The organism is Leisingera caerulea DSM 24564 (assembly GCF_000473325.1).
Lineage (GTDB): Bacteria > Pseudomonadota > Alphaproteobacteria > Rhodobacterales > Rhodobacteraceae > Leisingera > Leisingera caerulea.
The window spans coordinates 232,313-256,916 of record NZ_AXBI01000020.1; the positions used below are offsets into that span (position 1 = coordinate 232,313).

A 24,604-nucleotide genomic window follows, 5' to 3' on the forward strand; every position below is an offset into this window, starting at 1 on the left:
CTATTCAAGAGGGCCATACTAGCCGGCCCCAGAAGCTTGATGATTGTTCCGATGCCCAATTCCTCAACATGGCAGCAGCATGCTTCCTGCCAAGACGCGTCCGTCAACTGGAGCCGGGCGACGCCGGACGGCGGCCTTCACGAGTGCCGCTACGTGCGCCGCAGCCCGGAGTATTTCATTGCCTACCTCTCCTCCCATAGCGGGTGCCGCCACGCCTGCCGGTTCTGCCACCTGACCCAGACAGGGCAGACAATGTTCACGCCGGCGCGCATCGAGGAGCTTCAGGAGCAGCTTGACCAGGTGCTCGCCCATTATGATGCGCATGGGGAAGCCGCGGGGCGGATCAACGTGAATTTCATGGCGCGTGGCGAGCCCTTGTCGAACTTTGGCCTCATGAGCCGCTTTGCCGACTTCTCAGGATATGCGAAAAATGCAGCAGGCGCCCGAGACCTGGAATTGAAGATCAATATCTCAACAATCATGCCCACCGATGCGCACGATGCCGATCTTGCCGCAGCCTTTGGCGACGCTCCTGTTGTCCTGTACTGGTCCCTCTACTCTCTTGATCCCGCCTTCCGGCGGCGATGGCTTCCGCGCGCCATGGATCCGCAGGCGGCGCTGGAGCGGCTGCTCGATTGGCAGAAGCGCGCCGGCGGACGGGTGGTCCTGCATTGGGCGCTCATCGAGGGCGAAAACGATCAGGATGAAACCTTCGAGCAGATTTCAGACTTCGTGTCAGTTTCCGGGCTCGATGCCAAATTGAACCTGGTGCGCTACAACCCCTATTCCCCGCGCACCGGCGCGGAAGCTGGTGAAGAGCGCTATTCGGCCGCCCTCAAGCGGATCGGCGGCCGTATGGCTGTTGCCGGCAGCAAGGTCGTGTCGCGCGTGGGCTATGACGTGAAAGCCAGCTGCGGCATGTTCCTGGGCGGCAGCGCATGACACCGGCCGAAGGGTTCATGGCAGAGCTGCAAAAGCGCCACGGGGATCCAGATCCCTATGGCGAGATTTGCATTCCGGCCTCTGACGGCGGCATCTGCCGCATTGCCGTGGCGCCATGCGGAGGGAACCAGCTGTGGCTCGACAGGATCAGCGTCGATGCCCCTCAGCAGCGCCAGGGTCATGGCACCCGGATTCTGCGCCAGATTCTGGCGCTGGCCGATCAGCATGGCTGCCAGGTCGCACTCGAAGCTTTCTGGCGCCCCGGGTCGGCCAGATGCGGATGGCTCATTGCCTTTTATGAAAGGCTCGGCTTCAAACCCGACGGCGGCCTGTCCGAGGATGGATATCAGGAGATGACGCGGGCGCCTCAGGCGCCATCCCACTCCAATACACCCGACACATCATCGCCGCGCCTCTGAGCCTTCCAGGCCTCATAACGCCGCCCCTCGTCGGCCATCATCAGGAACGGCAACTTGTAGGGCTCCAGGTCAATCGACCGGCGGACAACGCGCGGCGGACCGGTTAGATCACAGATCCGCCGCAATGCCTGCCATTGCTTGAAGACCATCGGCTTCATCTGGTCGATGCCGATGAATGTTTTGACCAGTGTGCCAGGCGCCTCCCGCCCCTTAGCCGGGATCACCGTGTCGCAGCAGAAGACGCCATTTTCCACAGCCACCATATATGGCCCCTGATGATGGAGGAGGTTGGCCAATGACACCCATCCCGGCAATCCCCCGAGCACACCCCGAAAGTCATCCAGTGTCCGAACCCCAACCCTTTGAACGATGCGCTGGACCGCATGCATGCTGATCAATGCAATAGAGAACACCTCCCTGCACACGCCCTCCGGACGGTCGGGAAACATCTTGTTCGTTCCGGTGTTGAAATCGATATAATCGGTGCAGATGCCGATCGCACGCTGATTGCAATCGGTGCGCTGCGCCGTGCGCAGGCAAAGGATGGTCAGGTTCATGAAGTCTTTGCCCGCGACCTTATCAAGCAATATGGGCTCGTAAGGCTTGAGTGCTTCCGCGCAGTGCCTTTTGCGCTGCCGCAAAGTTCGAATGGGAGAGTGCGTGGCGCAGACTTGCTCACTTGCAGCCAGGACCTGATCCCAGATCTGGCGCGCATAGCCCCTGGCTAAACTATCATCGATCTTCATAAAAAAATTCGTCCGTTTCAATCCGGGCAGATCAATTGCCGCCTCATCATAACAGCTGAAACCGGACTGGAAAGACGGGCCGGCCCGAGAGCCGGCCTGAGAGTGCGGGAGCCCGCAGATTACATCGCATAGTCCGGGGCCGGCTCAGACACCCCCAGCCGGAGGGCCGTCATGACATCGGCCAGCTGTTCGATCTGCGCGACCGCATCCAGCCGGGCACAATGCTCCGCCACAGCCGGGCGATTGTCCTCATAGCCGTGCAATTGCTTGGCCAGGTTGATGACCGTGTAGAGGTCAGACTGCTGGCGGCGATGCCACGGCACACATCTGTAACCAGCTTCGCAGAAAAGATGATCCAGCCGCCGCACGTCAAACGAAGAGTTCCGGAACCACACCGGGACCCATTCCGCAGCCCTTCCCCCAAGCTCATCGTAAAGCTGGTCTGGGGTCATGACCGAGACGCCGGCAGGCGGTGGCAGCTGGCGGCCTTCGATCTGTGTCTGGCGCCAGTAATCCCACAGCGGATCCTCGGCCCGGGTGCGGTTGGTCCAGGAAAGCGTCGCCTCGCTTTGGTGCAAGTTCCTGGCGTCAAACCCGCGGTAGTCGACCAGCGCATGGAGCGCCTCACCCACTTCCGCGACCGCGCCATCCTCATTGATATGGATCTGGAAATCGACGCAAGCGACCTCCCAGATCTGCGCATTATCCGACAGGGAGAGAGTTTCCGTATCGATCATACGGCCGTTGATGACACGATCCATAGTCCCCTCCTCAACCGAACGCAGGTTCTGCCGCAGCCTGCGGCGCGATCTCTTCCACATCGGGGTCGTGGAACGCCACCAGCACGGTAATGTCGCAGGACATGAGAAGATCCTCGTCCGCATCAATGGAAACCTGCAGCCCATGCGTCCGGACATCAGTGATCTGCGGGATACCATCATCATAGCTGCCATCATTGTGCAGCGTGCCGACAGCCCAGGCATCATGACCGATATGGGTCATGATCGACCGCCCGCCTTCGCTCTGAGCCATCAGAGCGATGGCCTGTGCGGCCTGCCGCCCCTCGATAATTGTGATCGAGCGGGATCGGCTGCTGCAGTTCATCCTGGCAATTTCCATGTCATCCCGTGAGGCAATGCGCTGACTGCCGTCTTCCTGGTGATTGACGCCCATCTCTTCGTTCCACAGGTAAGGCACCGCATCGCCATCGATATCTTTGAAGTACAGCTTCACTTGCATGGCAACTCTCCATTTCTTGCTCAGGACATCTTAGTTTGGAGGCGTGAAAATCCTTAGCGCCGAAGCTTTTCCAGGCCGCAATTCACAGCTGGCCGTCCGGGGTCAAAGGCAGATCCGCCTCGGGCGCCGGAGTAATTTCCCGGGCCTGCCTGGTGAGATCCCGAACAGATGCGGCCCCGCTATCCAGCGCCTCCTGCAGGGCGGAACAGCCCTGCAGGGCGCGCTCCACCTGATCCGGGGCATATTCCCTGAGATAGGTGAGAAGATGCGTTCTCGCGAGAGACACCCTGTCGACCTGATGAACCCGCTTTCGCTTCTCTTCCGATCGCTCCTTGCGGGCGTCTTCCAGGTCCTGCGACAAGGCTTTCACTTGCTTTTCGAGCTTCTGAACCGCTTCCGGGGTGCTTGAGAGCCGCTTCTCCACCGACTTGTACGCCCTGGCGCTCGGTTTGGGTCCGGCTTCCAAAGAGGCCTTCGCATCCGCATTCCGCAACAGCTTCAGCCGCAGCTTCTTGGCTGCGATGATTTCATCTGCCTTGAAGCGCCGCGCATATGCGGCCGCCTGCCGCCAGCGCTTGCCGCGATCCGGGCTGTACGTAAGCTCAGACCGCTCGATCTGTCCGTCAACATCCGCGACCTCGACCTCGCGCTCGGCAATGAACTCCTCAAGCAGGCAGATGTCGGGCTGCACCTCTTCACCCGGCTTGCATCCGGGCAGGGCCACGGCCGCGGCCACGGTGATGATACTGTTCAAGCCGGAAACCTCGATCATGTCGCGGATAATGCCGACGTAGTCCTCGAAGGCATTTTCCTGCGAAGGCGGCGGGTTGTCCCGGTCCCGCAGGAACTCGGCGAGATCCTCTTCGCCATCGACCTTGGCTAGCGCCCAGGCCAGACGCTCGTGAATCCGGCGCACTTCAGCATCCTCAGACATGATCCGCTCCCGCCAGATCAGCCGCGATCGCATTCCCATCCATGATCCCGCGCGCGGTCTCAATCGCCTCTTCAAGCGAGGCGCAGGTCAGGATTTTCCCGCTCTTGGCGATCGAGAAATCCTCGATCCCAACCCCGATCACCGGAACACCGGCCGCCAGCGCCGCCCCGACTTCCACCCAAGCGCCCTTCAGCGTCTCGCCCGGCTCCATGTAGACGATCAGCACTTCTGCGGATGTCGCCTCCGCAAGGCAGCGCGCCCAAAGGTCAGGCCAGTCCAGTTTTGCATCCGGGGCGCTCTCATCGATCCAGGTCGAAATCACCGGCAGGCTTTCCCGCAGTTTCTGCCAGCGCGGCCCGTGCGCCACCGCTTTCGAAGCCATGTAAATCCCGCGACGGCTGCCGGCCTCGGCCGGGCGTTGCATTTCCTCGGCAAAGAAACGCACATTGAAAGTCTGGCTGAGCGATCCAAAGCGGGCGCGCGCCGCGGCTTCATCATCAAAATGCTCCGGCGCCACGGCATCATCGGCATATGTGATCAGATACCGCCGGGGACCAGCCTTGCCCGGCGGGCAGCCTGCAGCCTCGTCGCGCGTGGGAGACCGGAGATCAGGTTCCAGGGTTGCCCCCTCTGGCGCCTCGCTCCAGAGTTCGGGCGTCCATTCGTAGTCCAGGGTCTCGCCGTTCTCCAGAACGAACTCACAATCCTTGAAATGCCCGAGCGCCACCATCTTCCGCGCCGGATCCTGATAGTGGGTGGCAATGATCAGATGATTACGAGACTCCGCACCGCTTTCCGTGAATTCCGGAGCGCTGTAGATGTTCTGCCAAGTGACACTGGCGGTTTTGCGCGCGCAGGACCGGGCGTGTTCCAGTTCCGCGCGCAGACGGCTGATCTCTGCGGCAGCTTCAAGGCTCAGCTCATCCGTTTCCTGCAGCAGCCTTTGCAAGACGCCCATTTCCCCTTGCGCTCTGCGCGGTGCATTCTTTCCGCACATCGCGCACAATCGCGCCCGTTTCGGGCCGGCAAAGGCATGCCCGCATTCCTGGCAATTGCCGAAATAGGAGGTGTCTTCCCAATTGCGCTTGCCAGTTGCAGGAAATGCAATCCGGATCCCTTCACCCGCGGCATCCACAAGCCAATAGATATCCGTGCCTTCCCGCATATTTCGGGCGTGCAGCTCGCGGATCGCTTCAGCAATATTGCCAGAAGCCGCCCCACCCAGCGGGATGGGTGCGCCGCCATCTTCTGCAATACGGTCGTTGGTCACAAAGAACTTCTGCTTCTGTTTCATTCGATTGTCTCCGCGCGAAACAAGCCGACCAGATCCACCCCGGCGCGATCACTTTCCATTGGGCCGCCATACAGCGACCCGCTCATTTTTTCGCAACACTCAACTGAAGTGCCAGCACTTGCCCGCGGCCCAAGGACCGCCAGAACCGCTACGGCTTCAGCCGAAATCGCAAGACACATGGCAATTGCGAACAATGCGAGCGTGTTGCTCCTGCCGCCTTCACCCTGCCGCCCCCCGAACACACCTTTGACTGTCTTCATTTGCCGTTTTCACCCTCAGCTGAAGGGGCGCCGGATGTCTGGCCAGGCTGATTTCCCGGCGCTCCGGCGATCACCCCATCGGCGCATTCAGGATCGCCTTCGATCATCCTCCGCAGATCGCCCGGGCTGACACAAAGCTGCTCCAACCGGCCCGGCTGGGCTGGCGCCCCGGTAAACTTCGGCTTTGCCGCTTGTTTTGCCCGGATCTTGTCCACCTTGGTCCAGACCCTGGCAAGCTCCCGTTCCGCTTCGGCATGCATGTCCAGATCAGCCGCCAAGCAGAGCGCTGCCAGCGTGACCATGACACCCCCGGCTTCCTGATGCAGCTCGCCAACCGGCCGGTCAAAGACGTAGTCAACCAGCTGCATGGCCTCGGACCGCGTGCAGCCATTGGCCTGAACGAGCTCAAGCGCCTCTTCCAGGAAGCGGTGATTGCGCTCCTGGCGGTCCTTGCTGATCTGCTCGCCAAAACACTCCAGCAGCCAAGGCTGCACCCGATGCTGAAAGTCCGCAGCCGCGGCCGCAAGACCGGGCTGCCCGGTCAGCTCCCCATTGACTTTCGGCATGGGGCTTTCGGCCGCCTGCCGCTCCATCAGGTCATAGCAGGGCTTGCACGCGGGTGCCCGCTTCGGCCCCAAGAACGCATGGCCGCAGCTGCGGCACTGGCCGGTGTAGTCCGTACATGGCCAATTGCGCGCGTCATGACCAGGAATGCCGCAATGGATCCGCTCTCCCGCAGCGTCTTCAAGGTGGTAGGGGCCCTTCATAAGACCCTCATTGCTCTTGCGAAGCACCTCGATTGCCGCCTTGATGTCACTTGCGGCGCTGCCATCCAGGGGCCTGCGATTGGGATGCGCTTCATCCTCGCACAAGACCTCCACCGCCCGGTCGCAGGCGATAAAGAATTTCGCAGGCTCCGACACAAGATCCTCGCTCAAGGCCCCGGCTTCCTGAAGCAGTGCCAAGGACCGGCCGCTCATCCGTGCGATCTCCCTGCCGCCCTGATTGGCCGCAACCAGGACCCAAGGGCATTTTTCATCACGGCCGTCATGGTGCGCTGCCAGTTCAATCGGCTCCGCCTGATTACCCGCCGCAAGCGGCTCAGGGTCGCCAAAAATGAAGCGGATCGCATCACACCCTGCCACGATGCCGCGCGCATCCTCTGCCGAAACAGAGAAAAGCGGATCGTAATCGGTTCCGGACAGGTCATGGGTGCGCAGCACCAGCATGAGGCGGCGCTGCGGGTCTCCGAACGGGCGAAACCCGAGGCTTTGGTACAGATCCATCTTTGTGACTCCTCAGTATTTTCCGTTAAGCACACGGCTGTATCCGCGCTTCGAGAGGTAGATGTTGACTTCCAGCTTCAAATTCTTGCGGCACCAGGGATTGCGGACATCCGTATCCATCGGGTCGATCCGCCGCAGCAGGTGGTTGCCGCTGTGCCGGTCCTGGCCGCCCCAGGCGTGCAGCACATCAGGGATTTGCTCTTTTGGGAGACCCGTCAGCAGCATGATGTCGTCAAGGTGCCTCGGCGCCAAAGCCGCGCGATAGGTGGCCTTTGCCCCTGTCAGGAAGCAGCGCCATTTCCTCCCGTCCCACTCTGCCAGGCAGTTAGCCTCCCCCCAGCCGTAGACGCTGAAGTGATCAAAGACATCCTCATTGCCGATCTCGCCAAACGCCATCAGCCGCCTGCGGTAACCGCCGGGCAGCTTTTCCGGCTCACCCGGCCCTGCGGCGACCAGCGCCAGGAGCGACTTTGAATTCGCATGGATCGCGCCGCTGTACCATTTCAGGACCGCATCCTTGCGCTCTGCAAACTCATCGTCCGCACATTTCTGGATGCAGGCAGCCATGTTCTGACGGGCGATGAAGAGCCGGTCTTTCCGCAGCTCGTCTTCCGACCCGAAATCCGCCTCCGAGAAACCCGACAGCTGGTACATCTTCGGCTGATCCCAAAATGGCAGCCGCTCAAAGTCCTGCTGCTTCATGGCGTGAATACCGCCCGGCAGTGCCACCGCATTCTTGGCAATAGCCTTCAGGGGCCCGTCTTCCTGATCCGTCTTAGGGAGGAACAGGATCTCATCGTGTTTGCGCGCCCAGGTGTTCAAAACCTCATGCGGCACACGGTCTTTGTAGCGCTCCTCAAGCCAGCTGTTGAAGGATTCCGGGGCGTAATCCGTCTGCTCGGCCATGGCCGCAGCGGTCACCTCTTCCAGCCGCACATCCTCAAGCTCAATCGGCCTGTAGTCCTGAGCCGCCGGCAGCTGAGCGCCAGCCTCATCGGTCACCAGCAATTCGCGGCGCTGGATCATGGCTCCGGTGTAGCTGAGCTCGGGCGCGCGCCAGGACTGGGTCCAGAAGCGATCCGCGATGAGCGAAAGCATCATCGTCACCCAGATGGCTTGGGCCGGGGGCAGCTCGCCGATCTCCATGAGCGGCACAAGGTTCAGCCCCGCTGCGACCGGTGCGGTTTCGCGCTCGAAAACCACGTCCCCCTTGTCATCAAGGCTTGTCGGAATGAGCTGATAGGGAAAGTGATTCGCATTTTCGCGAGCCGCATAGTCGCGCGCAAGGCCGCGCCCGCCCCGGGATGAAAGCACATCCTCCTGCCCCGGATAGACCGGCTTGGACCGGTCGGTGAACAGGATGACGTTGCCGCCGTTGCGCAGCACAAACGAGAAGTAGCTGCGGTTGGGGTGAGATGCATCCCGCATCAGCACGAGGCCGACACCGGACATCGGCATATCCCGGGCTGCCGCAAGCAAATCGTTGACAGACCACGCCATGTGGACGTGCCGGATCGCCTGAGGGTGAGCGCTGTCCGCCTCCCCTTCGAGAAACTGATAGGCACGCAACGTCTCGAGAGAACGCAGAGCATCCCGGCGCAGAAACGGGATGGCATCCTGACTTTCGACCATCTCGACCACATCCGGCCGGTCGGCGCCATAGCGCTTCAGCCCGCTGATGACACGGGCGCGGAACTGTGCCGCAATCTCCGCGGCCCGCTCGGACTGAACGATGGAAAAGAGGTTTTCCGAATCCCGCAGGAAACCGGTTGCCGCATCGTAGTCCTTCATGATCTCCGCGGCCGTAAACGTCTTGTCTTCCAGGTAGAAACGCAGAAAAACTTCAAGCAGCAGGTATGCGGTTGTTCCCTCCGGATCGAGATCCAGGGCCTCTTTGAGCATTCGGTTCATACCGCCGATGCCCAGGGTTCCAAAACTGTAACCCGTCTCATCCATGCGAACCCCGGTCAGTGCCTCCCAGCGGGACACCGCGTCTCCGACGATCTCACGCACCGGACGGTCATCATCAATTTGCGCTTCAGGCTGCATGGGCCGCCTCCCGCCGCTTGCGGCTGTTGAAGAAAAACGCCAATGCCACGCTGTTCAGCGCCAGTGCAGCCGTCCATGCTTCAGGCGCAGCGGAGTGGATCAGGATTCCAGCAGCAAGAAAGAAAAACGGCGCGATCGCTTCGAGAAGCATGGCTTGGCTCCAGATGATGAGAAATTGTTTTTCGCAAACTATTTCTAGTCAGTTTTTCGCAAACTCGCAAGCGCAATAATTCCGCTCACAGGCTGGCACCGGGCTCAGTCCGGCAGACGGGATGCCCTGCGCGCAGAAATTTCAGAGACGACATCCTGAACGTCTCCCCTGCTGATCTGCCGTCCGCGGCGGCCATAGCACACCGGGCAAGGCTTGAAGCGCATGGGGGAGACAGCCGCTAGCCGCTTCCCGGTCCCTGAGCAGCACCAGCAGATCTCGACCACAACAGGGCGCATGGACCCGACGAGTCTCATGGCCCTGCAGCCTCCGGCTCGCAGGCCGCAACCGGATCCGGCAGCTTGTCGCCCGAGACCTCCGCAAAGACCCGCCTGATTGCCTGAAAATCACGAACCCCCAACCAGTCCTTGATCCGCTCCCCCATCAGGCTGAGCACAATGTCGCCACCGTCTTCCCCGACCCCAAGTCGTGCAAACGGCTCCATAGCCCGGATCAGCTCAGTTCGATCAGGCGCAATGCCTGTCTCGCACACCGAGGCGTCCCTTCTGCTGCAATTGGCGGCGAAGGTACGGCGGAATGCACCCGGCACATCCACATCCTCCAAAACCCGGGCCTGCGCCCTATCCGCTGCGGCCAGAGCCTGATCCCGTGCGGCGCCTGGCGGCAGTCCCTCCAGCTCTTTACGCAAACCTGCGAACGCGGTGCCGGCCGCTGCAGCCGAATAGGCATCACCTTTTGAAGGCACCTCAGAGACATCGATGTGAGCTTCAGCAGCGGCAATTGCATCCTGCGCCCGACGGGCATCGCCGAAGGTTAGCGTCGGCCCGCGCCCGCCCTCAAGCGACTTGCTGATGACGGCGTCATGAGGTGCGCAGCTCGCCCCGGGGATGTCCATGAACTCTGCCAGGGGCCGCAAGGCCTCCGCCAGCCGCTTGAGAGCGGCCGTATCGAGGGGCTTCTGAGACCGGGCATTGATTGCGGACGCGACCGATCTTGCCTTGGCCTCGTTGGCGACTTCCAGCCGAATGCCGTCAATATCCAGAACCCATACGGGGTCGACCGGAACGCTGGTCCCGTCATCCCAGGAGATCCTCTCCTCCTCGGAAACGAAAACCGGCTCCTGCAAGGAGAGCGTGCGCAGCAAAGTCACGGGATGCGCCCCGCGCTCATGCAGCATCATCGCCAGCGTCGCGAGGTCAACCAGGTTCCCTTCGTTCGTTTTTCCCAAATGCCCGGCAAACATTGATGCCAAGCGCTCGATCGGACACAGCTTCGGGTCCTGCCAGCCATCGCGGCCCTTCGCCCGGGACCGGGCCAGCTTGCGCCGCATCTCCTCGGCAAATCGCGCAACAGCGCGCTCATCGACTTGCTCCTGCGTCAGGCCTTCATGTTCGATCGTCATGCTTTTCAAGGCTCCAATTCGGCTGTCTGGGACCAGGTGAGGCGGTCATTGACTTCATCCACGGCATCCAGAAAACGCCGGTTGACGCCAAGCGGGTTCCGGTCGAGATCCCCCAGCTCCGTAACAACGAACCAGCAGCGCTCATCATTGCGCATTGGCTCGAACCTGCCCGCGCCAATCATCTCCCGGAAGCCCGCAAGCCCGCGCCGGAACAAGGATTGCTTCAGAATGAATTCGGCTTCCGTTCGGGCATGGATATCCTCGATATGAACATGCGTTGAGCCGATGAGATCGCTCGAGGTGGACCAGGCACCAATCGGCCGGTTGCTGGGCGGACATGCAAGGTCCACAAGCCGCATCCCCTCTACCAGCCGGTCCAGACCGGCCACTTCGCCGTTGCCGCTCCATCGGCTGGTCATGACAACCATATCGTTCGACCGCTCCCCAAAGGAGCCGAAAAGCTTTCCGCAAACCCCCATGCCGGTGGGACGGGGACGCCACCAGATCCGATCTGCAAAGCCCAGCAAGGTCAGCCTCAGGCGCAGAGGCCACCCCACCGCCGGCATCGCCCCGCGGACTTCCGCGGCAAACGCCCGGAAAGCTGGGCCGCGCATGTCCTCACCGGACAGCTTCGCCCCAAACTCGCCGAGGTGAGACGCATCGATCTGATCGGCATGCGCGTTGAGTGCGACATCGACCCAGGGATCGCGGCACCTGCGTTCAAGATTGCGATCTCCGGCCGCCTCGTTGATGACCTCGTGCAGCTCGTCGCACCATGCCCTCAGGGCATCATCCAGGGGGCTAGCTTGTGCGTCTGTTTTTCGCATACCCTAAGCGCTCCGCATTTCCGAAGCCCGATCGCTTTGGGAGCTACGGTCCCTCAGCATGTACTGAAGGGCCAAGGATGCAGGGGTCGGGATCCGGGTCGCACCCGACATCCACCTTGTCACGGCGCCTCGGCTCACTCCAAGCGCCTCAGACACGCGGCTCTGCCAGCCGACCTTATCGCCATAGAGAGCCGTTCCGATACGGCGCAGTTGCGCCGGCGAAAGATGGCGGATCATTCGGTCCGCCTGCGGCTTTCCGCCCTCCTGCATACGCCATAGCCTCCTGTTGAATTTCAGCACCGAGCATAGCCACACCCGGCCAGCCGCACAATACGTTTTTCGCATCTGCGGAAGCCTGTGGCTGAAACGGAAGCGCAACAGGGAGAAACAGGTAATGGTTACGGTGTTTTGTGATTTAATTCAGCAGCTTAAGCGCCTTGTAACGTCGTAACGCCTGTTTCGGCGAGGGAATGTATATATGGATTGAGTGTTTATACAGGAGTCTCTCTCTTCTTCTTTATATATATAACTATCTATAGTGTTACAGATATAGATATATAGAATTAAGAGAGCAAAATCAGCCACTTACGACTGAAACTTCACCTGTAACGCATATGTATCGGTGATACAGCGTTGATTTTAAAGAACAATTGGGGAGTCGAGTGCGGGCTGAAACAGCCCCTGCCCGCCCTGGTGGGCAGGAATGCTCTCCCCGGCGCATTGCAATAAAGTCAAATAATCGCGTGAATTCAGCGGCGTAACCGAACAATGCTGCAATTCGAGCCATCTGCGCGGCATCAGCGGTCAGCGGCGCACCGGGCGGGCTAGCCGGCCGCAGCGAGCAACCTTGCCATGAGGCCGATCTCCGATGTAGTTGCTGTGGCATGAAGGACTGGCCGGTTACCATCCCCAAAGACCTCAGAGAAGCGCTGGACACGTTCAGCTCAAACGAATGGCTTACCCCATTGCGCACCTGGGCAGAGGCCCACGGCCTGCAACTGGCGGGGGCGCGCCTTTCAGAGCTGGAGCGGAAATGCGCTGAGCTGGAGCGCTGGAGATGGCCAGCCAGCCACCAGGACCGGTGGATCCTGATCAGGGAATGGCTGATCTGTGAAGGGTTTCACCCGCCCGCCGACCTGCCGCTTGAGAGCGAGATCCCAAGCTGCCGCAGCGGGCATTGAATCCGCTCGTCTCAGCTGCAAATGAAGAGAGGGGCTTGCCGCGCCGGGCGGGTGAGCTGCATTTACATGGCCATCTCGGAGCTGGGATCTTCCGACGCCCTTTCCATGTGATGGGCCTCAATCTCCGCCTCCGTGGACGGCCTGTGGTAAGCGTAGCGAACCAGCTTGCCCACCAGTTCGGGCTTTCCCCATTTGGCAAATTTGCGATCCGCCATGAACGGCGTCCCCAAACGTTCCACGGTCACATGCTTGCCCTTAACCTCAAGAATTTGCGTCTCGCAGACATCATCAGATGCCAGAACAAGGATACGCTGCTGACGTGCAGCGGGCTTCTTGCCCGCCTTGCGCTGGCCGCTCTCGCCAGCCGTGGCCGCCTCTCGGGCCCGCCTCTTCTCATGCCGGTCCGCGGGGAGAAGCGCATCAATCTTGCACAGAGCATGATAGATATCCTGGTGGCGAATGATCCGCGCCGTCCAGCCCTTCGTTTCCGGTACGAAATAGGCGGTCTTCACAGAGCGCATGATATCGGGCGCCTGCGGGTGATAGGGAAAGGCGATGTGGTAGAAGAGCCCGGTTTTGACTGCATAGACGTCCTCTGCGACATCAATCCGTTCAGGCTCCTGTCCGATCGGCATGAATTTCATGGGGTATCTCTCCTTGTTTGCAGCCAAGCTATTTCGGACCCCTGAAAACCCAAAATCATATTGTTTTTCGCATACACGCCCAGCTTGCAGCAGCTGCCGGGTCTTTTTCAGACGCGAGAGACACAACACTGATATTACGATAAGCAACTGTTTTTACTCATGCTTTCCACCACCCAAAGAGAGCGTAGCACAACCCTGAAGTATCTTTTTCGCACTTTTTTTTGGCCGGAGTGCATTTTTCCTCTTTTCAGCTTCTCTTCCTTGCGCTAGCTTTCTCCACAGATCGAACGGGCATGATGCCCTGAACTGCTGAAACCTGGGCCCGCTGGGCGCCACTGCGAAGAAAGGAGGACATGGAATGAAACGCCACGACGCAATCGCTCTGTCGACATTGCATGCACTCCCGTCAAATTCGCGGCGCGCCATGCAAATAGTCCCTGGAAGTTCCAATTCGCAGGGGTATCTCCCGTGCGGTTGGTTTATCCAGTCCGACGCCCGCGTTTCCGGCAGCTGAGGGTCTAAAAACCCTAAGGATCAGCAAGATAGCCGGATCGGAACTCCCGAAGCATCGGGTCTTCCCTCAACCAAACCCGGCAATCTGCACCCTTCCCTGAAGAATTGTGCTTCCGCCGGTCAGACTCAAGGCTCGATGCCCTGATCTGCGCTCTTTGACATTGTTGGCGGAAGGCCTTGCTCCCGGTAGGAATATGCGACATGCGACATGCGTCGCTGACCGATCATCCGGATGCCAAGTCGAGGCCTGAAAGATTGCACCCACCCCGTGCGGGGAGGCTCTGCGATCACATGTGTCATGTGCTGGGGCCGGTAATGCGGCCGGCCCCGGCGCGTCCTCAGATTTTCTTCCTGAGCCGCTCTTAAACGCTGTTCTGGCAGAAAATCCATTCTGTGAAAATGGAATTAGTGGTTTTCATTTTCTCGGCGGGGTGTAGCGCAGCCTGGTAGCGCGACGGTTTTGGGTACCGTAGGTCGGAGGTTCGAATCCTCTCATCCCGACCATTTTCCTGGCAGCCCGATCGGGCCGCCCTGGAGCGTTAGTCGAGTGGTTAAGACGCCTGCCTGTCACGCAGGAAATCACGGGTTCGATCCCCGTACGCTTCGCCAAATTCCTCCGCGGCCCGCACATCTGCCCGTGGAACGGTTTTCTTCCAAGATCTGGTGTCCGGGGTATGGCGCAGCCTGGTAGCGCGTCCGTCTGGGGGACGGAAGGTCGCAGGTTCAAGTCCTGCTATCCCGACCAGATCTTGCAAGCAAATCGATATCTTCAGAACGCCTCTGACAGGGGCGGCGCGACAGGAGCCCGGGGCTGTTACCTTTGGGAAAGCATCGCGGTCCGACGTTGCTAGGGCGAAACCTGGGCCGCAACACCCAGGCAGACTTAGCCTCTGTCACAGGCGTTCTGAATGAGCGGGTATGGTATAGTGGTTGTGCCCGAGCCTTCCAAGCTCGTGAGGCGAGTTCAATTCTCGCTGCCCGCTCCAAAACATCATGGCGATGGTTTTCTGGTGAGCCTGGGCGCCCCCGGAGGGGCGGCTCGGCGTCAGAGGGCGAAACCAATGGGGACTGACGCCCCTTGGCAGACCCAGGCCCCACAGAAAGCCATTGCCGGCGGTTTCGGTCGCCGCGCGGCGGTAGCTCAGCTGGTAGAGCACCTGATTGAAGCTCAGGGTGTCGGTGGTTCGAAACCATCCCGTCGCACCAGAAAACAGCGCATTCGCGCCTACCGGGGTCGGCCGCCCGGCAAAACTGGCCGACGATATTCGCAAATATGTGCGGGTGTGGTGGAATTGGTAGACACACCAGATTCAGAATCTGGCGGAGCGATCCTTGGGGGTTCGAGTCCCTCCACCCGTACCATATACGCCAGCCTTCGGGCAGCGCTTCCTTAGCTCAGTTGGAATAGAGCGCCGCGCTACGGACGCGGAGGCCGGGAGTTCGAGTCTCTCAGGAAGCTCCAATACCCGCCGCCCAGGGTCAAGGGCACCGGTGGTGCCGGGACGGGACGGTAACGTGGCGGATTGCAAATCCGTAGCCTCTTCGTGAGACCCGGTTCGACTCCGGGCGGCACCTCCAGAACATGATCTCCGGCGCGGGGCCAGAAAAGGCCCCCGGCGATCGCAAGATAGCTTTGTCGGCAGTGAGCCCGGCGCCTCTGCAGAGGGCGCGCGGACGAGAAGCTCAGATGTGCGCGCATTCCGGGTCGCTCCGGCTGCCGGCTCCAAATTCGTGGTTTTTTGACGGGGCCCCACCCTTGCCCGGCACGGTGAGGGGTGGGTGCCGCCTTGGGGGCTTCGTCAAAAGATCACGGGCCTTTAGCTCAGTTGGGAGAGCGCCTGCTTTGCAAGCAGGATGTCGCCGGTTCGAGCCCGGCAAGGTCCACCAAATTCCTGAATGATGCGGGCGTGTGCAAAGCGTTTGCATCGGGGCGAGAGCCGGTGAATGCCATAGGTAGCCGGCCAAGTGGAGGATCCAGGCAAGGATCATGGCGTGCCCGGTCGCGCCCTCGCCCGCAAATGAGCCTGTAGCTCCCCTCTTGTTGATCTTGAGATCAACAAGAGGGGAGCTACAGGAAAAGCATAAGGCCATCTGGCCTCATGGTGCTGTAGCTCAGTGGTAGAGCGCCGGACTCATAATCCGATTGTCGTTGGTTCAAATCCAACCATGCACCACCAGCTTCGCGTTGAGAGCCTTGCGCTCTCCGCATATCCTACGCCCCGTGCGAAAGGCCGGGGCCAGCCGGTCCCATCCGGGACGCCCCGACGATCCGCAAGGTATGGGGAAGCAGGGTTCCATCCCTTCGCCGGCGAATGCGGCAGCAGCTCAGTTCCTCTCATCGTTGCCGGCCAATGCCGGAACGACTGTCGGGTGAGCTGCTCCGCGGCCTGCACTGCAGGCCGGATGCGGCAGTAGCTCAGGGGTAGAGCGATACCTTGCCAAGGTATAGGTCGCGGGTTCGATACCCGCCTGCCGCTCCAGAATACACGGAATGCCGAAGCGGCCGGGGTCACGCGGACCCTGCCCGGACGGCGGCCGGAAGGACAACTCGAGGAAAAGCAGTGTTAGACCCGGCAGGGCATCCCGCGCCTTCGGACCGCGCCTTCCGGTCAATATTTTGCGGCCGCATCTCACGGAGGGATGGCAGAGTGGTCGAATGCACCGCCTTGGAAAGGCGGCGGGCCTTTACGGGTCCCGCCGGTTCGAATCCGGCTCCCTCCGCCACTCAAAGAACCAACAGCTTGATATGCTGACGAAATCAGGAGGAACCATCATGTCCGGATGGACACTTTTTCTGGACGATGAGCGGTTCCCGGCGCAAGGGGGCGACGAGCTCCAGGTTTGCCGGACCTCGATGGAGGCAATCTCTCTGATGCGTGAGCGCGGATGCCCGTCCCTGATGCTCCTCGATCACGATCTTGGACCGCAGGACGATGCCACGTCCATCTTCTATCCGGCCTTTGAAGAGCTTGTGCTGGATAGGGTGATCACAATTCCGGAGCAGTTTGAGGTTCATATCCATTCGATGAATTCGGTTGGAGGCCCCTACCTGCGCGGAAAGATCGAGAGCCTGGTCGGGGAGATGCGCCGCCGCGCGGCAGCATCAGCCATTCCGAACTGAACGCCCCCGCAGCGCGGCATCTGCCGCAGCGCGCAGCGGGCATGGCGGGGCTCCCAACCGGGCCTCGCCATCAAATCCTGCCGGAGATCGATCGGTGTGCCGCCATGACGCGGACGAAGCCGGCATCCGGCCCTCGGGCGGATCAACCGCGGTCAAGCCTTCAGCGAGGTCAAAAAAATGAGGGTGAGCTCTTGGCGTCCGCTTTCACTAGGAGAGGCGCCAGCCAAACCACACTCTTCCCGGGCAGGTGGCAGAGTGGTCGAATGCACCGGTTTCGAAAACCGGCGAACCTGAAAGGGTTCCGGGGGTTCAAATCCCTTCCTGCCCGCCAATACCATGCACGGCCGGCCTTTTCAGGCCTGTGCCGGCTTATGGGGGCATAGCAAACTTGCGGGCCCGCGGATTGATCACCGCGGCCGCTGCCTTGCCGGCAGCGCATGCCCGAACAGCCGGGGAAGGACCGGCGGCCTCCACCATTTTCCGCGCGACGCCGGTCAATCCCGACCGCCGCGCAACCCGACAAGCCGGGGAAACCCGGCCGGCCGGTTTTGCCAACCGGTCGAGACCAGGGGCAACTGTCCTCCACGCTGAAAAGCGGCGGGATCCGTGGCTGGATCACGGACATCTCCTGGTTATCATTTTTCCGCACAAGCGGAGGCTGCTGGGGTGTAGCCAAGTTGGTAAGGCAGCGGTTTTTGGTACCGTGTACCGCAGGTTCGAGCCCTGCCACCCCAGCCAATTCATTCTCCTTCGGAACGCAATCCGTCCCGGAGTTCGACCCTGCGCAGAGATGCGCAAAACACCTGGGTGGCTGGCCGAGCGGTCGAAGGCGGCAGTCTTGAAAACTGATGGGCGTGAAAGCGTCCCGGGGGTTCGAATCCCTCGCCACCCGCCACTTCCAAGCTCCTCTGGATGCTGAGTTTTTCTTCATCCAGAGGAAGCTGCACCGAATACCCTGGCCGCCCGCCTGACCGTACCGGGAGGTAAGAGCAGAGGTCCAAAATCTCATGACGCCAGGCATCAGACCCGTGGGGGGTTAGCTCAGCTGGTAGAGCGTCTCGTTTACACCGAGAATGCCGGCGGTTCGATCCCGTCACCCCTCACCATGGACGGTTAGCTCAGTTGGTAGAGCGCGGAACTTTTAATTCTGAGGTCCAGGGTTCGATCCCCTGACCGTTCACCACCTGTCAAGCCGGTAGAGAGCCCTGCGCTATCCCGGCCAGATCTTGCGGTAGCTTAAACACCCCCAAGGGTGAGAAAGAGCCCCTCACGGCGTGAGGGAAGTCCGGGTGAGATACCCGGCCGCATGCCAACTTCGGGCATCCCCGCAGGCGCGGTGCCCGGGCCGTGAGTGTAGTGTGCCGAAACATCTCTGCGGCGGCCGCGCGCCGCCGGCCTGGGTAACGTGCGCCTGGGGAGTCAGAGCTCCAGACGGGCGTGATGCTCACGCCCTGCCGGGTAAATGGCACTGAAACCGGCCGCCCCGCATGGGTGAAGCCCAAGAAATGCTCCGGTATGGCGCAGTTGGTTAGCGCGCCTGATTGTGGATCAGGAGGTCCCCAGTTCGAGCCTGGGTGCCGGACCCATTTCCTTTTTCGCACTTCTCCTTTTCACGGTTCTGCCTCAGCCTGCAGCAGGTGAATTCAATATGGAAAGGTCGCGAAACATGCCACTGGCTGAAAAACTTACTGCAGATGACTGGCAGCACGATGCAGGTGCTGACCGGGTAGAGAATATCGCAGTTTACGATCCGAAGATCAGCGAAGCTCTTCCGCGCCTTGCGTTGCGCTTCATTTCTGAAAAGGGGTTGTCTGAAGAATTCGCAGATGTGCTGGAGGAGATCCAGAGCATCGAAGCAGAGAGCAACGACCCGGCCCCTTGAGGCCGCCGCTCTCTTGACCGTAGCTCAGCCTGGGAGAGCAGCCCTGAATGGCGGGGTGGTCGCGGGTTCAAATCCCGCCGGTCAGGCACTTCCGGCGACAGCCTGCCTATGCGCACGGCGCGCCTTGAGGGGACACCCCCTCTGCTTCCCAGTAGCTCAATGGTAGAGCGTCCGACTGTTAATCGGCAGGTTGAAGGTTCGAGTCCTTCCTGGGGAGCCAGTTTCAGCCTTGAGCTCCAGTGGTCACGCCCGCTGTTGAGCTCGGCCTCCAACCCATGCCCTTATAGCTCAGCTGGTAGAGCAACGGATTTGTAATCCGTGCGCCCGGGTTCGACCCCTGGTGGGGGCACCATTTTCCACGGTCTTCGCAACATGTGCAGGCCGCGGCATCGACCCTGCCGCCGAACGGCTGCCGGGCTATCGAGGCTTCGGCCGCTGAGCCAGCATAGCAGATCAGCGGCCCCTCACCCCATGCGGAGCGGGGGCAGGATGGTAATGCAGCGGATTGCTAATCCGTAGGGCCTTCACGGGCTCACCGGGTTCGACTCCCGGTCGCTCCGCCACCATTCCAAGACGGGTTGCAGCGCTGCAGTTGAAGCGCTCCCCGATATCGTAGAACTTCCATGGTCGCGTCCTTGTATGGGCGTCGAAGGGTTCGAATCCCTCCGGTCCCTGACGGGGCCGCGGGCGGGCGGTCCGCGCCAGGTCATGGAAAGCCGCGCAGTGCCCTCGGGCCTGCGCGGAAGAAATACGCCCGGGTTGCTGGCAGTCGATATGACGGCACGTTTTTTCGCACACGCATGTTAACCTCTGCTGGAGCAATCAAGAGAGGCAATCATGTCGAACCACGCAAAACTCAGCCACTTCATCGTATATCCTGTAAAGGGAACCGAGCGCTGCGCTCCCGGCGAACATGATGCCTGGGCAATCGACGGCGCGCGCGACGGCGCCCCGGATCTTCACGCAGGCGTTGTCGGTCCGGACCGCGAGGTCAGCCAGGTCCTTGGAGGGCTTCTGAACGCCTACCCGGACATGGAGGGGCGGGTCTCGGTCCGCTGGATCGATGAGGCGGGCGCCACGCAGGAGACCGGTGCCGGAACTCCGGATGACGTCATGGATGAATTGATGGAGATCGTCAGCGATGAAACGCCGGACGATGCGCCAAACACTGATGAGCATCCGCTGGAGGAGGCCCGCAGCTTTCTTCTCGAACTGTCTGACCTGGGACAGGACGGCCCGGAGCCCTGATGGCTCCCTCCTGCCGGCAATAGCTGGAATTGTCCTTGTAACTCAGCTGGATAGAGTGCCGCATTCCTAGTGCGGAAGTCAGGGGTTCGACTCCTCTCAGGGACGCCAAAATCACCGCGGCTATCCAGGCCGCACCGGGCGGGTGTAGCTCAGTGGTAGAGCAACGGTCTCCAAAACCGCGTGCGAGGGTTCAATTCCTTCCACCCGTGCCAATTCAACCTCAGCGGCGAAAGGAGCCGGTTATGACCTTGACTGACGTCATCAATAAGCACCGCGCAGCCCGCGGCGCTGACCAGCTTCGGGCCACTCTGGGACCTGAAGCCACACCCGAGGCGCTCGATCGCGATCTGACGCGCCTGTTTTCCGATGTGAATGCATGGGCGGCTTACCGGCCCGAAGAGATCGAGGCAGCCAAGGTGGCCCGTCTCCGCAGCCTTTTGGGCGAGATCAGCACGCTCGCCGCGAAAGGCGACACCTCCCGCATCTGGGATCTGACCGACATGATCGCCGATGTCGACATCGAGGCTGACACAGCCTGGATGCGTGCCGAGCGCGAGAAGCGCGGCGAACCCCTTCCCGTTGCAGCCTGAAAGCTGCACCGGGAGATCCGAATTTCATCGTGGGCCGGATGCCGCAATGGTGTGGCAGCGGACTGTAACTCCGTGGCGGAAACGCGGCCGGGTTCGATCCCCGGGCGGCCCACCATTAAATTCAGACACACCCCGGCTGGAAGTCCAGCCGGCAATAGAATTGGTCATGTAGCTCAGGGGTAGAGCATTCGCCTGATAAGCGAAAGGTCGGAAGTTCGAGACTTCCCATGACCACCATTCTCCCGCCCGGCCCATTTCCGGTTCCGGCCTGGCGCGGAATGAAGAACCGGGTGCTTCCCGGTTGGGCGTCGGCCGGGACTAAGACAACGGTGAGCCCAAGCGGCAAACCGTAGGGCGCCCCGCATTTCAGATCTGGCCCTTGATGGCCTTCCAGAATTTCGTGCAGCTCCGGCAGAGCGCCGTCCGCGGAGGACGGAGGCCGCCTGTAAGCCCCAGGGCGGAGCCGAAAGTAGAGAGCCCACCCGGGATGCCTCTCGAAACCGGTGTAATCAGGCCGCGAAATACAGTTTGGCAGCCCCGCCAAGGGCCGGGTTGCCCCGGGGCGCGTTCCGGCGCGCCCTGCCCCATTTGCCTCTGTAGCTTAATGGTAGAGCAAGGCGCTCATAACGCCCAGGTCCCTGGTTCAATTCCAGGCAGAGGCCCCAAACACTTCGCGCATGCCGGCGCTCTCAGCGCCGCGCGCGGAAGTGATGGGCCAGACGAACACCCTCCCGGCGGGAAATTCCGCCGGCACGCCTGCATAGCTCAGCTGGATAGAGCGCCGCCCTCCGAAGGCGGAGGTCCTTGGTTCAAGTCCAAGTGCAGGCGCCAGAATACCGGAATGCCCAAGGCGCGCTGTGTGCCTTGGGCTGGCGGACCGGCGACCTTGCGATGATCCGTTCAGCGCAGGCGCTCCGCGTGACCCGCGAGGCACCCCTCGCGGTTGATAGCGCGGCCGCCCACAAATCGCCCGCCAGAGCGCGGGGCCAGCATGCAGCGCGGTTCAAGTCCGCAAACGGGGCAGGAGCGATCCTGTCAGCCGTGCAGGAGCAAGAGGGCTGGCACTTGCCCAGGTGGTGGAATGGTAGACACGTCGTCTTGAGGGGGCGATGGCCGACTGGCCGTGCGGGTTCGAGTCCCGCCCTGGGCACCAATTTTTTCATCCTTGGCGCGCGGGCCGGCGCATTCGAGCCCCGCCATGGAAACAAATGACACAAAGTGCGGGTGTGGTGGAATGGTAGACACGCTGGCTTCAAACCCCAGTGCCTTCGTGCGTGCGAGTTCAAGTCTCGCCACCCGTACCATTGCCAAGAAACACCTCGTCCGTCAGTCGCTTTGCGAAGCCATTGACGCGCGCGGTGGAGAAGTCTGGTCTATCTCGGGTGGCTCATAACCACCATGTCGCCGGTTCAAATCCGGCCCGCACAACCAGCAATTCGAATTTGGCAGCCGCCCGCGGGTGGCGCCAATTCCCGGTGCCCTGCAGGCGGCTGCCTGCGCGAAGGGGCATACGGTGCGCCCGGAGTGCCGGGGGCCCTGGCCCCTGGCGGGCATTCGCCCTTCAGATGGATTTCTGGAGGGCGAGATCTTCGCCGGACTAGCTCAGATGGTAGAGCAACCGCTTCGTAAGCGGTGGGTCGTGGGTTCAAGTCCCTCGTCCGGCACCACCATATTTGGTTCCACCTGACACAGGCATGTCTGTGCCAGGAGGGCAGATCGGCAGCGTGGAAAGCAGACACGCCCATTATGTGAACGCACTGGTGAAGGCTGGCTGAGCTGGAGGAAGTCCGCCTCCGGCGAGAGACCGTCGAGGGACAATCGGGAGTGGACGCCCGTGTGAAGCCCTAAGCGCCGCGAACTGACGGGTTAGCGCTCGGTTGAGGAACGCGGGAGATGTCGAAAAATGCCAGAGCCGGAGTAGCGACCGGCCCGATCTGATTCATTACCATCCAAAGGATGGCTTCCGGCCTGGCATGGCCCAGCAGCTGGGCGGAACAGCCTAATCCCGATCATGTGGACAACCTTTGAGAGCCACGTGACCGGCGCTCAGTTTTTCTCATACAGTTTGACGACCTTGATAATCATCGAACGGGTATCGACATGGATTGGGCGCCGCTGCTGCTGACGGGTCTGGCCTTTGCGGCCATTCCGGAGGACGACAAGAAAATGCACTTCGCCGCGGGTGCGGCCATCGCCAAGACCAGCGAGCAGGTCTTCGAGCTGACCCCTCTGCAAGCTTGCGGCGTGGCCCTCGTGGCTGGCGTTGCCAAGGAGGCTTATGACCGCCGTTTCGGCGGGAACGTCGAAGGCGCAGATGCGCTGGCCACAATGGGCGGCTGCATGATCACCTTCCGGTTCTGATCTATTCCTGCTGATCTAGCATGTATACCGGGCGAGACCGGAACAAGAGCTGCCGCCTCCGAAGAGAAGAAGCCCGACAACGAACAGGATGCCTCCGGCGATCATGAGCACGGCGCAGCCCATTTCGCCAGCTTCCGCAACGACATCCTCCTCCGATGGCTCTGTGCCACCCCCCTTTCGCTCCGCTTGCAGCTTCGCGCGCGCCTTGGGCAGGAGGATGAGGTAATACAGGCCATTCCATCCAAAATAGGTTATCGCAAGCATCCAGATCATGGTTGGCGTGTTTTTGTTGTTGTAGAGCAGGCTAAGGCCTGCCAGTCCCCAAAATGCCAGATGCACATACCAAGACATCAGCTCACTTCCCTCTGAAATTATGAAACTCACCCTATCACATCACAAGTGATGGGCAGCGAATTCGAGATCCCGGGGCGGGACGCCGCCCGAGCGCGCCATTTCCCGGCCGCCCTGAGTGTACATTAGGGGCTGTTGAGCGGAGGGTTCGCGGGATCAGTGTAGCTCAGCCAGGTAGAGCAGCGGAGAGAATCCGCGTGTCGCAGGTTCAAATCCTGCCACATCGAAGGCCCGACGGGGCCACCCCTATGACCGGCACCAAGACTGAAAGGAGGTCCGCCATGTAGGAAACAACCTGCAAGGAGACCCGATATGGCGCATGACCGCTGGAGCAAGCGCAATCCGCGCTATTGGGACAAGGTTTTCCATATCCGCCCGGCGCGCCGCCGGACGCACGCTCAGGAGCACGCAATTCTGCGCGGTGAGGATCCCGACAACATGGTCTGGCCGACCGGCCGGAAGCCCCGCGTCTACTACTGGTGAGGGACAATCAAGATGAGCATGCGGTCCCCGCCCCGGGGACCGCACCGCCATACCGCGCTTGGCCCGTCGCGGTTTATAAGTCCCGCGCGCAGGCGTTGATAACCGGTGCGGGGGTAGGATGCTGCGGAGTCCATCCCGCGGCCGCTAACGGGCCGCCAATTCCTCCTGTCCAGGCGGCACAGCGCGGCGCTGGATCCAGCGCCATTTGAACCATTCCCTCTGGAGAGACCGCCATGTCAGACCCGCTACTTGATCGGCCCGCTTTCAAAGCGGCCGTCTTTGCCCGCGACAACCATGCCTGCGTGATCTGTGGCGCGCCTGCGGATGCCGCGCACCACATCCTGGAGCGAAAACTGTTCAGGGATGGGGGCTACTACCTCTCTAACGGCGCCTCGCTCTGCCCCGATTGCCACTACGAGGCCGAAAAGACGACGCTCAGCGTAGAGGAGGTCCGCGCCGCTTGCCGCATCGACAATCCGGCTCTGCCGCCCGGGTTCTCCGCGAAAGCCGCCTACGACAAATGGGGCAACGAGATCCATTCGGACGGGACGCGCAGCCGCGGCCCGCTCTTCAATGACCCCGGCGCCAGGAAGATCCTTGCGGAAGCCGGGATCCTCTACGACGGCACCTTTGGCTTCGGCTGAGCGCCGTTGCGGCGAACAG

The 24,604-nt window shown here is 61.2% G+C and carries 23 protein-coding genes and 33 tRNA genes; 43 read left to right on the top strand and 13 right to left on the bottom strand.

Going from position 1 to position 24,604, the window contains the following annotated elements:
• The first annotated feature begins 39 nt into the window (after positions 1-39).
• Positions 40-942, top strand: a complete 903-nt coding sequence (locus CAER_RS27495) for a radical SAM protein (protein WP_051357694.1) — start codon at positions 40-42, stop codon at positions 940-942.
• Positions 939-1,361, top strand: coding sequence for a GNAT family N-acetyltransferase (locus tag CAER_RS29170; protein ID WP_084299425.1), 423 nt, complete (start codon positions 939-941; stop codon positions 1,359-1,361). Before CAER_RS27495 ends, CAER_RS29170 begins: the two co-directional genes overlap by 4 nt.
• On the opposite strand, the gene CAER_RS0104600 is transcribed toward CAER_RS29170, so the two are convergent.
• From CAER_RS0104600 to CAER_RS0104650, 11 genes are all read right to left on the bottom strand, one after another.
• Positions 1,310-2,107, bottom strand: coding sequence for a hypothetical protein (locus CAER_RS0104600; RefSeq protein WP_027234291.1), 798 nt, complete (start codon positions 2,105-2,107; stop codon positions 1,310-1,312). The genes CAER_RS29170 and CAER_RS0104600 overlap by 52 nt on opposite strands.
• 119 nt (positions 2,108-2,226) lie before the next feature.
• Entirely contained in the window at positions 2,227-2,868 is a 642-nt protein-coding gene (locus CAER_RS0104605; RefSeq protein ID WP_027234292.1) for a 3'-5' exoribonuclease domain-containing protein, read from the bottom strand.
• Between the two features lie 10 nt (positions 2,869-2,878).
• A complete protein-coding gene (locus tag CAER_RS30005) occupies positions 2,879-3,346 on the bottom strand; it encodes a hypothetical protein (RefSeq protein WP_027234293.1) in 468 nt (155 codons plus the stop codon).
• Between the two features lie 82 nt (positions 3,347-3,428).
• Positions 3,429-4,280 carry an AAA family ATPase gene (locus CAER_RS0104615; protein ID WP_154667668.1) on the bottom strand — a complete coding sequence of 284 codons (852 nt, stop codon included), beginning with the start codon at positions 4,278-4,280 and terminating at the stop codon, positions 3,429-3,431.
• The gene (locus tag CAER_RS0104620; RefSeq protein ID WP_027234295.1) at positions 4,273-5,574 is read right to left on the bottom strand and encodes a hypothetical protein; all 1,302 of its coding nucleotides are present in this window, start codon (positions 5,572-5,574) and stop codon (positions 4,273-4,275) included. The genes CAER_RS0104615 and CAER_RS0104620 overlap by 8 nt, the downstream gene beginning before the upstream one ends.
• Complete coding sequence (locus tag CAER_RS0104625; protein ID WP_027234296.1) at positions 5,571-5,834, bottom strand: hypothetical protein; 264 nt, start codon at positions 5,832-5,834, stop codon at positions 5,571-5,573. The genes CAER_RS0104620 and CAER_RS0104625 overlap by 4 nt, the downstream gene beginning before the upstream one ends.
• Positions 5,831-7,120 (bottom strand): hypothetical protein, encoded by a 1,290-nt coding sequence (locus tag CAER_RS30310; protein WP_209320188.1) that lies wholly within the window; start codon positions 7,118-7,120, stop codon positions 5,831-5,833. Before CAER_RS30310 ends, CAER_RS0104625 begins: the two co-directional genes overlap by 4 nt.
• Before the next feature lie 12 nt (positions 7,121-7,132).
• Positions 7,133-9,169 carry a hypothetical protein gene (locus CAER_RS0104635; protein ID WP_027234297.1) on the bottom strand — a complete coding sequence of 679 codons (2,037 nt, stop codon included), beginning with the start codon at positions 9,167-9,169 and terminating at the stop codon, positions 7,133-7,135.
• Positions 9,159-9,320 (bottom strand): hypothetical protein, encoded by a 162-nt coding sequence (locus CAER_RS29580; RefSeq protein WP_154667669.1) that lies wholly within the window; start codon positions 9,318-9,320, stop codon positions 9,159-9,161. Before CAER_RS29580 ends, CAER_RS0104635 begins: the two co-directional genes overlap by 11 nt.
• A 310-nt stretch (positions 9,321-9,630) precedes the next feature.
• Positions 9,631-10,740 (bottom strand): hypothetical protein, encoded by a 1,110-nt coding sequence (locus tag CAER_RS30315; protein WP_051357695.1) that lies wholly within the window; start codon positions 10,738-10,740, stop codon positions 9,631-9,633.
• Between the two features lie 5 nt (positions 10,741-10,745).
• Complete coding sequence (locus CAER_RS0104650; protein WP_027234298.1) at positions 10,746-11,567, bottom strand: hypothetical protein; 822 nt, start codon at positions 11,565-11,567, stop codon at positions 10,746-10,748.
• Positions 11,568-12,451: 884 nt separating this feature from the next.
• Here CAER_RS0104650 and CAER_RS0104660 point away from each other — a divergent pair.
• Entirely contained in the window at positions 12,452-12,748 is a 297-nt protein-coding gene (locus CAER_RS0104660) for a hypothetical protein (RefSeq protein WP_027234299.1), read from the top strand.
• A 62-nt stretch (positions 12,749-12,810) separates the two neighbouring features.
• Here the strand turns inward: CAER_RS0104660 and CAER_RS0104665 are convergent, their stop codons facing one another.
• The gene (locus CAER_RS0104665; RefSeq protein ID WP_027234300.1) at positions 12,811-13,392 is read right to left on the bottom strand and encodes a hypothetical protein; all 582 of its coding nucleotides are present in this window, start codon (positions 13,390-13,392) and stop codon (positions 12,811-12,813) included.
• A gap of 940 nt (positions 13,393-14,332) precedes the next feature.
• Here CAER_RS0104665 and CAER_RS0104670 point away from each other — a divergent pair.
• From CAER_RS0104670 to CAER_RS0104850, 37 genes are all read left to right on the top strand, one after another.
• Positions 14,333-14,409 (top strand) — tRNA-Pro (locus CAER_RS0104670).
• 29 nt (positions 14,410-14,438) lie between these two features.
• Positions 14,439-14,514, top strand: a tRNA-Asp gene (locus CAER_RS0104675).
• 59 nt (positions 14,515-14,573) lie between these two features.
• A tRNA-Pro gene (locus tag CAER_RS0104680) sits at positions 14,574-14,650 on the top strand.
• A gap of 167 nt (positions 14,651-14,817) precedes the next feature.
• Positions 14,818-14,891, top strand: a tRNA-Gly gene (locus tag CAER_RS0104685).
• 144 nt (positions 14,892-15,035) lie between these two features.
• Positions 15,036-15,111: transfer RNA gene (locus tag CAER_RS0104690), tRNA-Phe, on the top strand.
• Between the two features lie 71 nt (positions 15,112-15,182).
• Positions 15,183-15,267 (top strand) — tRNA-Leu (locus CAER_RS0104695).
• Between the two features lie 22 nt (positions 15,268-15,289).
• Positions 15,290-15,367: transfer RNA gene (locus CAER_RS0104700), tRNA-Arg, on the top strand.
• A 31-nt stretch (positions 15,368-15,398) separates the two neighbouring features.
• Positions 15,399-15,483 (top strand) — tRNA-Cys (locus tag CAER_RS0104705).
• A 233-nt stretch (positions 15,484-15,716) separates the two neighbouring features.
• Positions 15,717-15,792 (top strand) — tRNA-Ala (locus CAER_RS0104710).
• A gap of 214 nt (positions 15,793-16,006) precedes the next feature.
• A tRNA-Ile gene (locus tag CAER_RS0104715) sits at positions 16,007-16,082 on the top strand.
• Between the two features lie 228 nt (positions 16,083-16,310).
• A tRNA-Gly gene (locus tag CAER_RS0104720) sits at positions 16,311-16,385 on the top strand.
• A 154-nt stretch (positions 16,386-16,539) separates the two neighbouring features.
• Positions 16,540-16,629 (top strand) — tRNA-Ser (locus CAER_RS0104725).
• Positions 16,630-16,678: 49 nt separating this feature from the next.
• A complete protein-coding gene (locus tag CAER_RS0104730; protein ID WP_027234301.1) occupies positions 16,679-17,026 on the top strand; it encodes a cyclic-phosphate processing receiver domain-containing protein in 348 nt (115 codons plus the stop codon).
• A gap of 241 nt (positions 17,027-17,267) precedes the next feature.
• Positions 17,268-17,357: transfer RNA gene (locus tag CAER_RS0104735), tRNA-Ser, on the top strand.
• Between the two features lie 331 nt (positions 17,358-17,688).
• Positions 17,689-17,764 (top strand) — tRNA-Gln (locus CAER_RS0104740).
• A 67-nt stretch (positions 17,765-17,831) separates the two neighbouring features.
• Positions 17,832-17,921 (top strand) — tRNA-Ser (locus CAER_RS0104745).
• A 135-nt stretch (positions 17,922-18,056) separates the two neighbouring features.
• A tRNA-Val gene (locus tag CAER_RS0104750) sits at positions 18,057-18,132 on the top strand.
• A 1-nt stretch (position 18,133) separates the two neighbouring features.
• A tRNA-Lys gene (locus CAER_RS0104755) sits at positions 18,134-18,209 on the top strand.
• Between the two features lie 326 nt (positions 18,210-18,535).
• Positions 18,536-18,612, top strand: a tRNA-His gene (locus CAER_RS0104760).
• 80 nt (positions 18,613-18,692) lie between these two features.
• Complete coding sequence (locus CAER_RS0104765) at positions 18,693-18,908, top strand: hypothetical protein (RefSeq protein WP_027234302.1); 216 nt, start codon at positions 18,693-18,695, stop codon at positions 18,906-18,908.
• Between the two features lie 13 nt (positions 18,909-18,921).
• Positions 18,922-18,994: transfer RNA gene (locus CAER_RS0104770), tRNA-His, on the top strand.
• A gap of 59 nt (positions 18,995-19,053) precedes the next feature.
• Positions 19,054-19,128: transfer RNA gene (locus CAER_RS0104775), tRNA-Asn, on the top strand.
• Positions 19,129-19,185: 57 nt separating this feature from the next.
• Positions 19,186-19,260 (top strand) — tRNA-Thr (locus CAER_RS0104780).
• A 123-nt stretch (positions 19,261-19,383) separates the two neighbouring features.
• Positions 19,384-19,471: transfer RNA gene (locus CAER_RS0104785), tRNA-Ser, on the top strand.
• Positions 19,472-19,745: 274 nt separating this feature from the next.
• The gene (locus CAER_RS0104790; protein ID WP_027234303.1) at positions 19,746-20,156 is read left to right on the top strand and encodes a hypothetical protein; all 411 of its coding nucleotides are present in this window, start codon (positions 19,746-19,748) and stop codon (positions 20,154-20,156) included.
• Between the two features lie 31 nt (positions 20,157-20,187).
• A tRNA-Arg gene (locus CAER_RS0104795) sits at positions 20,188-20,264 on the top strand.
• 30 nt (positions 20,265-20,294) lie between these two features.
• A tRNA-Trp gene (locus CAER_RS0104800) sits at positions 20,295-20,368 on the top strand.
• A 30-nt stretch (positions 20,369-20,398) separates the two neighbouring features.
• Complete coding sequence (locus CAER_RS0104805; protein WP_027234304.1) at positions 20,399-20,746, top strand: hypothetical protein; 348 nt, start codon at positions 20,399-20,401, stop codon at positions 20,744-20,746.
• A gap of 31 nt (positions 20,747-20,777) precedes the next feature.
• Positions 20,778-20,861, top strand: a tRNA-Tyr gene (locus tag CAER_RS0104810).
• A 47-nt stretch (positions 20,862-20,908) separates the two neighbouring features.
• A tRNA-Ile gene (locus CAER_RS0104815) sits at positions 20,909-20,983 on the top strand.
• Positions 20,984-21,336: 353 nt separating this feature from the next.
• Positions 21,337-21,411, top strand: a tRNA-Met gene (locus tag CAER_RS0104820).
• Between the two features lie 89 nt (positions 21,412-21,500).
• Positions 21,501-21,577, top strand: a tRNA-Arg gene (locus tag CAER_RS0104825).
• A 236-nt stretch (positions 21,578-21,813) separates the two neighbouring features.
• Positions 21,814-21,899 (top strand) — tRNA-Leu (locus CAER_RS0104830).
• 67 nt (positions 21,900-21,966) lie between these two features.
• Positions 21,967-22,050 (top strand) — tRNA-Leu (locus CAER_RS0104835).
• 48 nt (positions 22,051-22,098) lie between these two features.
• A tRNA-Met gene (locus CAER_RS0104840) sits at positions 22,099-22,177 on the top strand.
• Positions 22,178-22,337: 160 nt separating this feature from the next.
• Positions 22,338-22,413 (top strand) — tRNA-Thr (locus CAER_RS0104845).
• Between the two features lie 433 nt (positions 22,414-22,846).
• Positions 22,847-23,107 (top strand): hypothetical protein, encoded by a 261-nt coding sequence (locus CAER_RS0104850; RefSeq protein ID WP_027234305.1) that lies wholly within the window; start codon positions 22,847-22,849, stop codon positions 23,105-23,107.
• 15 nt (positions 23,108-23,122) lie between these two features.
• On the opposite strand, the gene CAER_RS0104855 is transcribed toward CAER_RS0104850, so the two are convergent.
• A complete protein-coding gene (locus CAER_RS0104855; protein WP_027234306.1) occupies positions 23,123-23,458 on the bottom strand; it encodes a hypothetical protein in 336 nt (111 codons plus the stop codon).
• 153 nt (positions 23,459-23,611) lie between these two features.
• On the opposite strand from CAER_RS0104855, the gene CAER_RS0104860 reads away from it, so the two are divergent.
• The 3 genes from CAER_RS0104860 (at position 23,612) to CAER_RS0104870 (ending at position 24,585) form a co-directional block, all read left to right on the top strand.
• Positions 23,612-23,685 (top strand) — tRNA-Ser (locus CAER_RS0104860).
• Between the two features lie 85 nt (positions 23,686-23,770).
• A complete protein-coding gene (locus tag CAER_RS29590) occupies positions 23,771-23,941 on the top strand; it encodes a hypothetical protein (RefSeq protein WP_154667670.1) in 171 nt (56 codons plus the stop codon).
• Positions 23,942-24,174: 233 nt separating this feature from the next.
• On the top strand, positions 24,175-24,585 hold the full coding sequence (locus CAER_RS0104870; RefSeq protein WP_027234307.1) for an HNH endonuclease: 411 nt from the start codon (positions 24,175-24,177) through the stop codon (positions 24,583-24,585).
• Positions 24,586-24,604: the final 19 nt, after the last annotated feature.

Coding starts and splice junctions, on each gene's coding strand:
- CAER_RS27495 (WP_051357694.1), top strand. CDS start 40: ATGATTGTTCCGATGCCCAATTCCTCAACATGGCAGCAGCATGCTTCC.
- CAER_RS29170 (WP_084299425.1), top strand. CDS start 939: ATGACACCGGCCGAAGGGTTCATGGCAGAGCTGCAAAAGCGCCACGGG.
- CAER_RS0104600 (WP_027234291.1), bottom strand. CDS start 2,107: ATGAAGATCGATGATAGTTTAGCCAGGGGCTATGCGCGCCAGATCTGG.
- CAER_RS0104605 (WP_027234292.1), bottom strand. CDS start 2,868: ATGGATCGTGTCATCAACGGCCGTATGATCGATACGGAAACTCTCTCC.
- CAER_RS30005 (WP_027234293.1), bottom strand. CDS start 3,346: ATGCAAGTGAAGCTGTACTTCAAAGATATCGATGGCGATGCGGTGCCT.
- CAER_RS0104615 (WP_154667668.1), bottom strand. CDS start 4,280: ATGTCTGAGGATGCTGAAGTGCGCCGGATTCACGAGCGTCTGGCCTGG.
- CAER_RS0104620 (WP_027234295.1), bottom strand. CDS start 5,574: ATGAAACAGAAGCAGAAGTTCTTTGTGACCAACGACCGTATTGCAGAA.
- CAER_RS0104625 (WP_027234296.1), bottom strand. CDS start 5,834: ATGAAGACAGTCAAAGGTGTGTTCGGGGGGCGGCAGGGTGAAGGCGGC.
- CAER_RS30310 (WP_209320188.1), bottom strand. CDS start 7,120: ATGGATCTGTACCAAAGCCTCGGGTTTCGCCCGTTCGGAGACCCGCAG.
- CAER_RS0104635 (WP_027234297.1), bottom strand. CDS start 9,169: ATGCAGCCTGAAGCGCAAATTGATGATGACCGTCCGGTGCGTGAGATC.
- CAER_RS29580 (WP_154667669.1), bottom strand. CDS start 9,320: ATGCTTCTCGAAGCGATCGCGCCGTTTTTCTTTCTTGCTGCTGGAATC.
- CAER_RS30315 (WP_051357695.1), bottom strand. CDS start 10,740: ATGACGATCGAACATGAAGGCCTGACGCAGGAGCAAGTCGATGAGCGC.
- CAER_RS0104650 (WP_027234298.1), bottom strand. CDS start 11,567: ATGCGAAAAACAGACGCACAAGCTAGCCCCCTGGATGATGCCCTGAGG.
- CAER_RS0104660 (WP_027234299.1), top strand. CDS start 12,452: ATGAAGGACTGGCCGGTTACCATCCCCAAAGACCTCAGAGAAGCGCTG.
- CAER_RS0104665 (WP_027234300.1), bottom strand. CDS start 13,392: ATGAAATTCATGCCGATCGGACAGGAGCCTGAACGGATTGATGTCGCA.
- CAER_RS0104730 (WP_027234301.1), top strand. CDS start 16,679: ATGTCCGGATGGACACTTTTTCTGGACGATGAGCGGTTCCCGGCGCAA.
- CAER_RS0104765 (WP_027234302.1), top strand. CDS start 18,693: ATGCCACTGGCTGAAAAACTTACTGCAGATGACTGGCAGCACGATGCA.
- CAER_RS0104790 (WP_027234303.1), top strand. CDS start 19,746: ATGTCGAACCACGCAAAACTCAGCCACTTCATCGTATATCCTGTAAAG.
- CAER_RS0104805 (WP_027234304.1), top strand. CDS start 20,399: ATGACCTTGACTGACGTCATCAATAAGCACCGCGCAGCCCGCGGCGCT.
- CAER_RS0104850 (WP_027234305.1), top strand. CDS start 22,847: ATGGATTGGGCGCCGCTGCTGCTGACGGGTCTGGCCTTTGCGGCCATT.
- CAER_RS0104855 (WP_027234306.1), bottom strand. CDS start 23,458: ATGTCTTGGTATGTGCATCTGGCATTTTGGGGACTGGCAGGCCTTAGC.
- CAER_RS29590 (WP_154667670.1), top strand. CDS start 23,771: ATGGCGCATGACCGCTGGAGCAAGCGCAATCCGCGCTATTGGGACAAG.
- CAER_RS0104870 (WP_027234307.1), top strand. CDS start 24,175: ATGTCAGACCCGCTACTTGATCGGCCCGCTTTCAAAGCGGCCGTCTTT.